Genomic DNA, 12,112 nt, shown 5'->3' on the forward strand with positions numbered 1-12,112 from the left:
TCTTCAGTGCGACGTGGTCACGACGCGACGAGGCGGCGAATCGATCTCCACGAACTCGCACGCTACGGCGTCTCGGCGCTGACGGCGGGGCAGGCGGTCCACCAGAGCACGTAGCGGCGGACGGCCCGCGACCTCCGCCCTCGGCTGTTCCCGACGACGGCTGCCGACGGCAACTGTTGCCGACGACGGCTGCCCCGGCGAAGCCTTGCCGAGCGGCCTAGCCGAGCCGCCTAGCCGGCCCGCCTCGGCGGGTCATCCTGCCCAGCCGCCCTGCCAAGCCGCCCCGCCCAACCGGACCCGTCGATCCCGACACTCCGACCTTGTCGTGACGTCGTGGTTCGACGTGCGTCGCGCTGCGAACTCCTGAGTCCCCTCGCCTCTCCTACTCGCGTCTCACCCGGCGCGACCACCCCGGCTGTCATCCGAACGGATGACAGCGCCTCGCCGGGTGGCCCATGATCTGCTGGGCGCATCGGACGACTGGGCGGTGGCGTCGCGGATTCCTAGCGTGGTGATCATGCCCGAACCGCAGGTCACCACAGGTACTCGGCCAGCCGACAGCAGGCCCGCACACACCCGACCCGCCGACAGTGCCACGTCAGCTACCGCCGCCTCCGATTCCGCCGTCCGTGACAGCCCGGTCCGTTCCGCACAGCGCGTCCTCGCCCCGGATCTCGCCCGAGGACTGATGCTCGTGCTCATCGGCATCGCGAACTCGGCGATCTTCCTCTACGACCGGCCCTACGGTCATCGCCAGCACATCGTCGAGGACGGCCTGCTCGATCGGCTGGTCGCCACCGTGACGGTGTCGGCCGTCGATGCCAGGGCCTACCCGTTGTTCGCCCTCCTCTTCGGCTACGGCATCGTGCAGATGATCAGTAGGAGCGCCGCCCGCGGCGTCCCCGAGGCCCGGACCCGGTCGGTTCTGCGGCGTCGCAGCACTGCCCTGATCGGCTTCGGCCTCGTCCATGCCGTGTTGTTCTTTCCCGGCGACATCCTCGGCATCTACGGGGTGGTCGGATTCATGCTGCTCGTGTTCACCGGCTGGACCGATCGGGCGTTGCTTCGCTTCGCCGCATGGTGGCTGGTCGCCGCCTGCGCCGTGCAGGGGCTCGTCTACGCGCTTCCCCATGACGGCGAGGGCCGTGGCTACTTCTGGTCGTTCGAACGCGAGTCCCTGGCCGAGGCACTGCCCTTGCGTTTCGTGGAATGGCTGATGACGCCGGCCGGCCTGCTGCCGGTGCTCACCGCCGCGATCCTGGGAGTCGTGGCCGCGCGTCACCGCATCCTGGAGGAGCCGGCCAGGCACCGCAGGCTGCTGCGGCGGACCGCCGCCGTGCTCGTGCCGGTGGGCCTGCTCGGCGGGCTGCCCAGCGCGCTGATCGTCGGACAGTTCATCCAGGTGGACTCGGCCGGGCTGGTGGTCGCCTTCTCGTTGCTGCACTCGCTCAGCGGAGTGGCGGGCGCGGTCGGCTATCTGGCTCTGTTCGCCCTGGTCAGCTCCCGCCTGGCGGCGAGCCCCTCGGGAATCGCGGGGGCGCTCACGGCGCTCGGGCGGCGCTCGCTGAGTGGATATCTGTTCTCCTCGGTGGTCTTCATGGTGGTGCTCGCGCCCTCGACGTTCGGGCTCGGCGCGGTGTTCGGCTCGGCGGGGGCGTTCGCGCTGGCGGTGGCGACCTGGCTCGTGTCGGTGGTGGTCGCGTGGCGGCTCGACAAGGCACGCCGCCCCGGTCCGGCGGACGCGCTGCTGCGGCGGATCTCCTACAAGGCCGGGTGAGAGACTCGCCGTCGGGCGAGGCCGGGTGCCGGCCGGGGCGGCCTCCGCTGCTCGGTCGGCCCGGCCGCCACGCTCGAGCACGACCGCCACGGCCAGCAGGATCAGGCCGACGACCGCGGCGAGGCCCACGAGCGGGACGGACACGGTGACGGCGGCCGGCGAGTGAATGTCCATGACATGACTATCGAACACTTGTTCTATTCGAGTAAGATATCGATCGAGTGGAGTGTGGTCCGTGGCGCGGCTCGCCGGAGGTCGTCCTCAGCCCGAACGTGCATCCCACCCGCCGGGGCGACCGCCCGCCGCCCGCGCGGACGATCCGCCGATCACGGCGGCCGCGTCGCGGTTCCAGCGCCGATGGAACCTCGGCTGGGAACTCGCCCTCTACGTGATCATCGCGGCGGCGGCGGTCCTGGCGCTGCTCGATCCCGATCAGCTGGCAGGCGAGCCGATGCTCCTGCTCGCACTGGTCGCCGGCTCGCTCGGCTGGCACCTCTGGTTCGTCAGCCTGCATCCGGAGTGGCCGGAGAACAGGCTCGGGCCGATGGCCGTCTACTTCGTCGGCCTGGTCGGGTTCGGCGGCCTGCTGAGCACGCTGCACCCGGCCTTCCTCCTGCTGGCGGCAGGCGCCTATCCGATGGCGTTCGTCGTCCTGCCCGGCCGATGGGCGTACGCGGGGATCCTGATCCCCGGGGCGTCGTTGACCGTTCTGCTCGGCGGGCTGCCGCCCGATGTGGCGACGGTGGGCCAGCTGGCGGGCAGCACCCTGGTCGTCGGAGCGGTCGGCTGGGCGATCCGGCAGCTCGAATCCGAGGCGGAACTGCGGAGACAGACCAGTGAGGAGCTGGAACGCGCCCTCCTCGCCCTGCGGACGGCGGCGCGGGAGCAGGACCGACTGCGCAGCCGGATGCTCGCTCGGGAACGGGAGGCGGCCGTGACGGCGGAGCGGGCCCGGATGGCGGGTGAGCTGCACGACACGCTGGCTCAAGGCCTGGCCGGGATCACGACCCAGCTGGAGATCGCGGAGGAACTGGTGGCCGAGGAGCATCCGGCGCGGCGACGCATCGGCTCCGCGTTGACGCTGGCCCGTTCCAGCCTCGTGGAGGCACGGCGATCGGTGCACGATCTGCGGCCGGGTCCCTTGCTGACGGCGGGGCTCGGCGACGCCCTGCACACGGTCGTCGACGAGTGGCGAACCCGGACCGGGGGCGTGGCGCGACTGCGGATCACCGGCGACCCCGAACCCGCCGACCCCGCCGTGGATCGCGCGCTGCTGCGGGCGACGCAGGAGTCGCTGGCCAACATCGAGAAGCATGCGGCGGCCACCGAGGTCACCGTCACCCTGTCCTACCTCGGTGACCTCGTCGCGGTGGACATCGTCGACGACGGGGTGGGCTTCGACGCGGACCATCTCGGCTCCCCCGGCGAGACGGGCGGTCACGGCCTGAGCGCCATGCGAGACCGGGTCGCCGCCGTCCAGGGCAGACTCGCCGTCGAGTCCAGACCAGGGGAGGGCACGATGATCAACGCGACGATCCCGCTGCGGCCGGGCATCGCGACGAGCGGGGCGGCGGAGTGACCGGCCGGACGATCCGCATCCTGCTCGTCGACGATCACCCGATCGTCCGCGACGGCATCAGCGGCCTGATCGACACCCAGCCGGATCTCACGATCGCGGCGGAGGCCTCCGGCGGCCGGGAGGCGCTCGCCGCCGTGGCCGCGGCACGGCCCGATCTGGTGATCACCGACCTGCGGATGCCCGGCGGCGACGGCATCGATCTGATCGGCGCGCTGCACGAGCACGATCCGACGCTGCCGATCCTGGTGCTGAGCACCTTCGGCTCCGCCGCCGACGTCACCACGGCGATGGCGCGCGGTGCCACGAGTTATCTGCTCAAGGACGCGACTCGACAGGACCTCTTCGCCGCCGTCCGCGCGACCAGCCGAGGGGAGTCCGTGCTGGCACCCCCGGTGGCCGCGTTGCTGGTGAGCGCGTTCCGGCAGGGCAGGACCGGTGACGAGGGCGCACCGAGCCCCCGGGAGCGGGAGATCCTGACGCTGGTGGCCGACGGGCGGGGCAACCAGCAGATCAGCCGCGCGCTGCGGATCTCCGAGGCCACGGTCAAGACTCACCTCACCCGGCTCTACGCCAAGCTGGGCGTGGCCGACCGAGCCGCGGCGGTCGCCGCCGCCTACCGACGCGGCTGGCTGGCCGACGAGGCGGGCGGGGATTGACTCGAGCGCGGGCCGGCTCGGGTGCGGGCCGGCCTGTGTGCGGACTGACTTCGGCGTGGATCGGCTGGGGCACGGGCCGGCTCGGGCACGGACTGAACTTCGGCACAGACCGACTCAGGCGCGTGCGGCATGGACCGGCTCCGGGGCGAACCGGCTCGATCCGGACCGGCTCGGGTGCGGACTGGTTCGTGCCGACCTGCTCAAGCCGGGCGGACACGGCCGGGCCGACATGGCCGGGCGGACACGGCCGGGCCGGCTCCGACACGGCCGCCGTCTCCATACCGGCGGACTGGAACGACCTGCCGCCCGAGTCCCGGCGCGTCACGACACCGAGGTCGGCCCGTCTCGATCCGCGGAGCGGACGCGCGGGTTCTGATCCGCGCGCCGCGGCCGCCGGCCGCCACGGTCTTCACCACCCGACTCCCGCCCGGGCCCGACTCCCGACCGAATCCGACACCGCACGGTCGACGACCGACCGACGCCGGGCCGACGGTCGACGACCACCAGGCGCCGACCTGCTGGTCGAGCACCGACCCGCCGACGCCGTGTCGATCAACGACGGCCGACACCGGGCCAGGGGCCGACGACCAGCAGGCACCGCCTGGCGGGTCGATCACCGACGGGCACCGACGCCGTGTCGATCAACGACCGGCCGACGGGCCGGACCGAGGACCGACCGAAGCCCGACGGGCCGGGCCGACGACCGCGTCGTCGGGCTCGGGGCCGTCAACGCCAGGACGGCAGCCACAGCTCGGCGTTCCATCGCCACGGGGTGATCGAGTCGCCGTTGAGGATCGGCCACAACCACAGGAAGTTCGCCACCACGAGCCCCAGATACAGGCCGACCACCAGCAGACCGGTGCCGCGCCGCTCGGCGCCTGCCCTGGCGCGGCCGAGTATCTCGCCGAGCACCAGAGTCAGCCCCAGCACCAGGAACGGCGCCATCGGCGTCACGTAGAAGAAGTACATCTGGCGATCGAGGTTGAGGAACCAGGGAAGCCAGCCCGCCGCGTAGCCGACCAGGACGGCGGTGTACCGCCAGTCGAAGCGGCCCAGCGCCCGCCACAACGCCCAACCGAGGATGGGCAGCGCCAGCCAGTAGACGGCCGGGGTGCCGATGAGCATGACGGCGCCGACGCAGTCGGACTGGCCGCAGCCGGGGGCGCCCTCGCCGGACTCGTAGTAGTAGAGCATCGGCCGCAGGCCCATCGGCCAGGTCCAGGGCTTGGACTCCCAGGGATGCGGATCGGAGCTGTCGGTGACCAGCTCGTTGTGGAAGTCCAGGACGCTGGCGCTGTAGAACCACAGGGCTCGCAGTGCGTCGGGGACGAACCAGAAGGCGGACTCGGTGCCCACGTCTTGTCCGACGGCGTGGCGGTCCAGGCCGGTCTCGCTGGTGAACCAGGCCCACCAGGTGGCGAGATAGGAGCCGATGGGCAGCGCGATGAACGTCCAGAGCGCGGCCGGGAGGTCCCGCACCGCCGTCGCCGTGAACGGCCGTGGGATGCCTGCCGCGCGGCGGGCCGCGTAGTCCCAGAGCACCGAGACGACGGCGAAGGCGACCAGGTAGTAGGCGCCCGACCATTTGACGCCGCAGGCGAGGCCGAGGAGCACCGCCGCGCCCACCCGCCACCAGCGGAAGCCGAGCCTCGGGCCGAAGCGGCTGTCCTCGACGCGGCCTTCGCGGACGACCCGCAGCAGTCGTTCCCGCATCTGATCCCGGTCGACCAGCAGCGCGCCGAAGGCGGCGAGCACGAGAACGGCCTGGAAGATGTCGAGCATCCCCATCCGGGACTGGACGTGCATGACGCCGTCGCAGATCAGCAGGATGCCCGCCACGGCGCCCAGCAGGGTCGAGCGGGTCAGCCTTCGGGCGATGCGCACGATCAGCAGGACGGCGATCGTCCCGGCGACGGCGGCGGCGAACCGCCAGCCCCAGCCGTTGTAGCCGAACAGCCATTCGCCGACGGCGATGAACTGCTTGCCCAGTGGTGGATGGACGATCAGCCGGTAGCCGGGGTTGTCCTCGTAGCCGCCGTTGCGCAGCATCTGCCAGGCATGGGGCACGTAGTGCTTCTCGTCGAAGACCGGGGTGCCGCGGTCGGTCGGGTGTCCGAGGTTCCAGAACCGGACGATCCCGCCGATCAGGGCCAGGGTGAGCGTGACGACCCAGCCGCGTAGTCGGTCCGTCGGCAGTGGGCTCATCAGCCGCCGCAGCGGATCGGCCGATCGCCGCTCGTCAGCCCCCTCCTGCTCGCCCGGTCCTCCTTTCAGGGCATCCGTACTCCCGTCGTCGACACCGTCGGTCGCGACCGGGCGGTCGGTGTCGGTGTCCGGCATCGAGACGCTCACGGCGCTGATCGTAGGCTTGTCGGAATGGGTGAGACATCTGGATCGGGCCGGCTGATGCTCGCCGCCACCCCCCTGGGGAACCTCGACGACGCCTCACCTCGGCTGCGGACCGCGTTGGCCGAGGCGGAGGTGGTGGCCGCCGAGGACACACGCAGACTGCGGCAGCTCGCCGCCTCGCTCGGCGTCACGGTCGGCGGACGAGTGGTGAGCTGTTACGACGCGGTGGAGGCCTCGCGGGTGCCCGCGCTGCTCACGGCGATCCGGGAGGGCCAGACGGTGCTGCTGGTGACCGACGCCGGGATGCCCAGCGTGTCGGACCCCGGCTTCCGGCTGGTCGCGGCGTGCGTGGCCGCCGATCTGCCGGTCACCTGCCTGCCGGGGCCCTCGGCGGTCATCACCGCGCTGGCGGTCTCCGGTCTGCCGTCGGACCGGTTCACGTTCGAGGGCTTCCCGCCGCGGAAGCCCGGTGAGCGGCGCCGGTGGTTCGGCGAGCTGGCCGCCGAGCGGCGGACCGTGGTGTTCTTCGAGGCGCCGCATCGCCTGGCGGCCACGCTCGCCGCCGCCGCCGAGGTGCTGGGCGGCGACCGGCAGGCCGCGGTGTGCCGGGAGCTGACCAAGACCTATGAGGAGGTCCGGCGCGGCGGCCTCGCCGAGTTGAGCGCCTGGGCCGCCGACGGGGTGCGGGGCGAGATCACCGTCGTGCTGGCGGGGGCCGAGGCGGTCGCGGCGGACCCGGCGGCCCTGGTCGCCGAGGTGGAGAGCCGGGTGGCCGAGGGGGAACGGCTCAAGGACGCCGTCTCGGTGGTGGCGGCGGCCGGGGGCGTCGGGCGCAAGGAGCTGTACGACACGGTGTTGCGGAGCCGGTCGACCGGGGGCTGATCGCGGGAGCTGCTGCCGTTCGACGAGGCGGAGCGGCCCGGACGACGACAGCCGGGTGGGCTCGCTGATCGGGCCGGAGAGACATGCCCGGTGAGCGTCGTGGCCGCTCGCCTCTGGGCCCGGGCGCGCGATCGTGGTGGTACGAACGGTCGCGGCGCCTTCCCGTTCAGCTCGGCGGTGCGTCGCCCGGCTCGGCCGGTGCCCGTCCCGTGCCCGGGTCCGCGGCCGTCGGCCGCTCAGCGCCCCAGCAGGGCCAGCAGCGGTGCGGCCTTGGTCAGGCATTCGGCCCACTCGGCGTCCGGGTCGGAGTCGGCGGTGATGCCGCCGCCGACGCCGAGGACGAGTTCCCCGCCGCGCTGCTCGAAGGTGCGGATGGCGACGTTCAGCTCCAGGCCCGCGATCGGCGAGATCATGCCGACCGCCCCGCAGTGCAGGCCGCGCGGCTCGGCCTCCAACTCGTCGATGATCTCCAGGGCGCGGATCTTCGGCGTGCCCGTCACCGAACCCGGCGGGAAGGTCGCGGCCAGCAGCTCGGCATGGCTCGTGCCCGGCCGCAGCGTCGCGGAGACGGTGGAGACCAGATGCCACACCCCCGGGTGCGGTTGGACGGCGAGCAGTTCCGGCACTCGAACACCGCCCGGGTGCGCGACGCGACCGAGGTCGTTGCGGACCAGGTCGACGATCATCACGTTCTCGGCGACGTCCTTGGTCGACGCCCGGAGCCGCGCCGCGTTGCCGTCGTCGTCGGGGCCGCGTCGGGGCAGGGTGCCCTTGATCGGGGCGGATCGGACGAGGTCGCCGTGTCTGGCGAGGAACAGCTCCGGGGAGAAGGAGATCACCGACCCGGTGGCGTCGTCGGGTAGGAAGGCGGCCCTGGCGGGGTGCAGGGTGGCGCTGCCCTGGGCGAACAGGTCGATCGGGTCACCGAGGAAGTCGACGGCGAACCGGCTGCAGATGTTGGCCTGGAAGATCTCCCCCGCCGCGATGGCCTCGATGCACGCGGCCACGGCCTTGCGATGCCTGCCTGCGTCCGGCGTCCGGAGCTCGCCCACCCGGTGACGGGCCTGTGGCGGATCGTCGGACCGTAGTAAGGCCTCGAACTCCTGTGCCGCCGCCCGCGCCGCGGCCTCGGCGATCCCGGTGGGCGCGTCCCCGAGCAGGGCCTCGTACCACCAGCCTTCGTGGCCGTCGTGCCGCAGCGCCTCGGACGTCCGACCCCAGGAGGCGCGCGGCGGCAGGCCCGGCCGGGCCGGGTGGTCGATCCGGCCGACGAAGCCGCCGCCGACGAAGCCGCCGATCGCGCCGTCGCCCGCGGGCTCGAGCCCGTCGGGAGCGGGCAAGGCGGGCACCAGCGTGTCCGGTGCGTCGGAGCCGAGCGGGACGGGCCGCACGGAGGGCACCAGCACCGCCGCCGAGCCGAACCAGTCGCCGATCAGGGCGGCGGGGTCGGGCAGCCCGCGTGTCCTGGCCCGCGCGGCCAGCCGTCGCAACATCCGTTCGGGTGACACCTCGGCGGCACCCAGTCGGGTGCGGTGCGTCCGCATGGGCCGATCCAACCTGATGCGCGGTGGATCACCCTCGGGCCCCGATCGGAGGACGTCCGAGCCGCCACGCCGTCGACGTCGTCGCCCGATCCAGGCCGACCCGGCCCCGACGCCGCCGGACCGCGCCTCCCGAACCGGCCGTGCGCCCGCAGGCCTCGGACTCGTCGGGTCACGGCGACGTGTCTCAACTCGCGCGGCGGCGACTCGCCTGCCGCGCGGGATCGTCGACCCCGCGCAACAGCCCTTGACTCCTCAGCTGCTTGAGCGCGTGACAGGGCGAGCCGGGATTGACGTTGCCCCACTGGTCGGGGTTCCAGCCCAGCAGCTGCCTGCGAACCTGGTAGCCGTTGGTGCGGCCGAACGACCGCACCAGTCCGAGCATCGACGACCGGGTGGCGGACACGGCGTCATCATGCCGGTCTCGGTGGGAAGCCCGCGGGCAGGCGCGCAACCCGATGGCGGCGCGATCGGGACTGTTCGTAGTCTTTGACGCATGAGTGCCCCCGTGTTGACCGCGGTGGCGTGGCCGTATGCCAACGGTCCCCGCCACATCGGTCACGTCTCCGGTATCGGTGTCCCCTCCGACGTCTTCTCGCGTTACCAGCGAATGGCGGGCAACCGGGTGCTGATGGTCTCCGGGACCGACGAACACGGCACGCCGATCCTGGTGCAGGCCGACAAGGAGGGCCTCACCCCGCAGCAGACCGCCGACAAGTACCACCGGGTCATCAGCGAGGACCTGCGGGACCTGGGCGTCACCTACGACATGTACACCCGGACGACGACCCGCAACCACTACCACGTGGTGCAGGAGTTCTTCCTCTCGATGTACCGCAACGGCTACATCCTGCCGAGGACGACCACCGGCGCGGTGAGCCCGTCGACCGGCCGCACCCTGCCGGACCGCTACGTCGAGGGCACCTGCCCCCTCTGCGGCTACGACGGGGCCCGCGGCGATCAGTGTGACAACTGCGGCAACCAGCTCGACGCCGCCGACCTGATCAGGCCGGTCTCCCGGATCAACGGCGAGACCCCGAAGTTCGTCGAGACCGAGCACCTCTTCCTCGACCTGCCCGCGTTCGGTCACACGCTGGGCGACTGGCTGGCCACCAAGACCGACTGGCGTCCCAACGTTCTCAACTTCACCCGCAACCTGGTGGACGACATGCGTCCCCGGCCGATCAGCCGCGATCTGGACTGGGGCGTGCCGATCCCGCTCGACGGGTGGCGTGACCAGCCGCTCAAGCGGTTCTACGTGTGGTTCGACGCCGTGATCGGCTACTTCTCCTCCAGCGTCGAATGGGCCCGCCGGTCCGGCGACGAGGACGCCTGGAAGCAGTGGTGGCAGGACCCCGCCGCGCAGATCGTGCACTTCATGGGCAAGGACAACATCACCTTCCACGCCCAGATCTGGCCCGCGCTGCTGCTCGGCCAGAACGGGGCGGGCGACAAGGGCGGCGAGCCCGGCGCCTACGGCGCGCTGAACCTGCCGACCGAGATCGCCTCCAGCGAGTTCCTCACCATGAGCGGATCGAAGTTCTCCAGCTCGCGCGGCACGGTCATCTACCTCCGAGACTTCGTGCGCGACTTCGGGCCCGACGCGCTGCGGTACTTCATCGCCGCGGCGGGGCCGGAGACGCAGGACGTCGACTTCACCTGGGAGGAGTTCGTCCGGCGCACCAACTTCGAGCTGGCCAACGAGTGGGGCAACCTGGTCAATCGGGCCGTGTCGATGGCGGCGAAGAACGTGGGCGCCGTCCCCGAGCCCCGAGACATGCAGCAGGCCGACGAGGAGTTGAAGGCGCAGGCACGGGCGGCGTTCGACGTCGTCGGCGGCCACCTGAGCCGGTCGCGCTTCCGCGCGGGCGCCGCCGAGGCGATGCGGGTGGTCGGCGCGGCCAACAAGTACATCTCCGACCAGGAGCCGTGGAAGCGCAAGGACGACCCGGAGCGGCGGGACACGATCCTGCACACCGCGCTCCAAGTCGTGCAGGACGCGAACACCCTGCTGACCCCGTTCCTGCCGCACTCCTCGCAGAAGGTGCACGAGCTGCTCGGCGGCACCGGCGTCTGGGCCGCGCAGCCGGAGCTGCGGGAGGTCACGGACCTGGACGACCCGACGCGGGAGTACCCGATCCTCACCGGAGACTACGGTCGGGAGGCGGCCCGGTGGGAGTCGACGCCCATCGAGGTCGGCCGCCCGTTGGCCAAGCCGACGCCGCTGTTCGCGAAGCTCGATCCGGAGCTGGGCGAGACGGGGCCGGAGTGGGCGCCGATCCAGCGATGAGCCGCCGCGACGACGACCCGCTCGTCCCCTCCCTGCTCATGGGGGCGACTCGATGAGCAGGAAGCGGGACACCACGCCGCCGTCGGTGCCGGAGCCGCTTCCGGTGCCGACGGTGGACGCGCACACCCACCTGGACGCCTGCGGCGCCCGCACGCGGGAGGACGTCGCCGCCATCCTCGACCGCGCCGAGGCGGTCGGCATCGGCCGGGTGATCACCGTCGCCGACGACCTCGAGTCGGCACGCTGGGTCGTGGCGGCGTCCGAGTGGGACGAGCGGGTGTTCGGCGCCGTCGCCCTGCACCCGACCAGGACGGCCGACTTCACCGACGATCAGCGGCAGGAGTTGGCGACGCTGGCGAAGGCGCCCAGGGTGGTGGCGGTGGGGGAGACGGGCCTGGACTACTACTGGGACCACGCGCCGCCCGCCGCGCAGCACGAGGCGTTCCGCTGGCACATCGCGCTGGCCAAGGACGTCGGCAAGGCGTTGATGATCCACGATCGGGACGCGCACGAGGACATCCTGCGGATTCTGGCGGAGGAAGGCGCCCCGGAGACGGTCGTCTTCCATTGTTTCTCCGGCGACGCCGACTTCGCCCGGCGCTGCGCCGAGGCCGGATACCTTCTTTCCTTCGCGGGCACGGTGACGTTTCGCAATGCCGCCTACCTGCGGGAAGCCGCGGCCGCCGTTCCGGTGGAACAGTTGTTGGTGGAGACTGACGCGCCATTCTTGACGCCGCATCCGTTCCGGGGCAGGCCCAACGAGCCGTATTGCGCCGCGTACACGGTGCGTGAGCTGGCCAGGGTGCGCGGACTCGACGAGGGCGAGCTGGCCGGGATGCTCACGGCGAACGCCGAACGCGCGTTCCGCCTGCGATCGGTGAACTCGACATCACCGGTGGTCACCGACGAGTGAGTCGAGCTGTGATCGGCGACACAGCCCCCGGTCGGGGTCTTGGCGTGGACCGGGAAATGCCGTTATGGTGCCGTGATCGCAAACAGCCGGGATGGGGAATTCTGGTGGACCCGCACACAGTGCGT

General features: G+C 71.9%; 9 protein-coding genes. 6 read left to right on the plus strand and 3 right to left on the minus strand.

All coding sequences use genetic code 11. The features are described from left to right. Positions 1 to 430: 430 nt before the first annotated feature. From AHOG_RS03260 to AHOG_RS03270, 3 genes are all read left to right on the plus strand, one after another. Entirely contained in the window at positions 431 to 1,777 is a 1,347-nt protein-coding gene (locus tag AHOG_RS03260) for a DUF418 domain-containing protein (RefSeq protein WP_245856534.1), read from the plus strand. A gap of 235 nt (positions 1,778 to 2,012) precedes the next feature. Further along, positions 2,013 to 3,356, plus strand: coding sequence for a sensor histidine kinase (locus tag AHOG_RS03265; protein WP_157736609.1), 1,344 nt, complete (start codon positions 2,013 to 2,015; stop codon positions 3,354 to 3,356). Next, positions 3,353 to 4,012, plus strand: coding sequence for a response regulator (locus AHOG_RS03270; RefSeq protein ID WP_093940033.1), 660 nt, complete (start codon positions 3,353 to 3,355; stop codon positions 4,010 to 4,012). Before AHOG_RS03265 ends, AHOG_RS03270 begins: the two co-directional genes overlap by 4 nt. A 726-nt stretch (positions 4,013 to 4,738) precedes the next feature. Here the strand turns inward: AHOG_RS03270 and AHOG_RS03280 are convergent. Next, positions 4,739 to 6,217 (minus strand): dolichyl-phosphate-mannose--protein mannosyltransferase, encoded by a 1,479-nt coding sequence (locus AHOG_RS03280; protein WP_093944108.1) that lies wholly within the window; start codon positions 6,215 to 6,217, stop codon positions 4,739 to 4,741. 171 nt (positions 6,218 to 6,388) lie between these two features. On the opposite strand from AHOG_RS03280, the gene rsmI reads away from it, so the two are divergent. Beyond that, positions 6,389 to 7,243 (plus strand): 16S rRNA (cytidine(1402)-2'-O)-methyltransferase, encoded by an 855-nt coding sequence (rsmI, locus tag AHOG_RS03285; protein ID WP_093940035.1) that lies wholly within the window; start codon positions 6,389 to 6,391, stop codon positions 7,241 to 7,243. Between the two features lie 236 nt (positions 7,244 to 7,479). On the opposite strand, the gene AHOG_RS03290 is transcribed toward rsmI, so the two are convergent. Both AHOG_RS03290 and AHOG_RS03295 read right to left on the minus strand, forming a co-directional pair. After that, a complete protein-coding gene (locus AHOG_RS03290; RefSeq protein ID WP_093940036.1) occupies positions 7,480 to 8,787 on the minus strand; it encodes an aminodeoxychorismate synthase component I in 1,308 nt (435 codons plus the stop codon). Positions 8,788 to 8,971: 184 nt separating this feature from the next. Further along, entirely contained in the window at positions 8,972 to 9,190 is a 219-nt protein-coding gene (locus AHOG_RS03295; RefSeq protein ID WP_093940037.1) for a hypothetical protein, read from the minus strand. Positions 9,191 to 9,280: 90 nt separating this feature from the next. On the opposite strand from AHOG_RS03295, the gene metG reads away from it, so the two are divergent. Then, entirely contained in the window at positions 9,281 to 11,074 is a 1,794-nt protein-coding gene (gene metG / locus AHOG_RS03300) for a methionine--tRNA ligase (protein ID WP_093940038.1), read from the plus strand. Positions 11,075 to 11,126: 52 nt separating this feature from the next. Then, complete coding sequence (locus AHOG_RS03305) at positions 11,127 to 11,987, plus strand: TatD family hydrolase (RefSeq protein WP_093940039.1); 861 nt, start codon at positions 11,127 to 11,129, stop codon at positions 11,985 to 11,987. Positions 11,988 to 12,112 lie beyond the last annotated feature (125 nt).

The sequence above is a fragment of the Actinoalloteichus hoggarensis genome, assembly GCF_002234535.1.
GTDB lineage: Bacteria > Actinomycetota > Actinomycetes > Mycobacteriales > Pseudonocardiaceae > Actinoalloteichus_A > Actinoalloteichus_A hoggarensis.

Coding starts and splice junctions, on each gene's coding strand:
- AHOG_RS03260 (WP_245856534.1), top strand. CDS start 431: ATGACAGCGCCTCGCCGGGTGGCCCATGATCTGCTGGGCGCATCGGAC.
- AHOG_RS03280 (WP_093944108.1), bottom strand. CDS start 6,217: ATGAGCCCACTGCCGACGGACCGACTACGCGGCTGGGTCGTCACGCTC.
- rsmI (WP_093940035.1), top strand. CDS start 6,389: ATGGGTGAGACATCTGGATCGGGCCGGCTGATGCTCGCCGCCACCCCC.
- AHOG_RS03290 (WP_093940036.1), bottom strand. CDS start 8,787: ATGCGGACGCACCGCACCCGACTGGGTGCCGCCGAGGTGTCACCCGAA.
- metG (WP_093940038.1), top strand. CDS start 9,281: ATGAGTGCCCCCGTGTTGACCGCGGTGGCGTGGCCGTATGCCAACGGT.
- AHOG_RS03305 (WP_093940039.1), top strand. CDS start 11,127: ATGAGCAGGAAGCGGGACACCACGCCGCCGTCGGTGCCGGAGCCGCTT.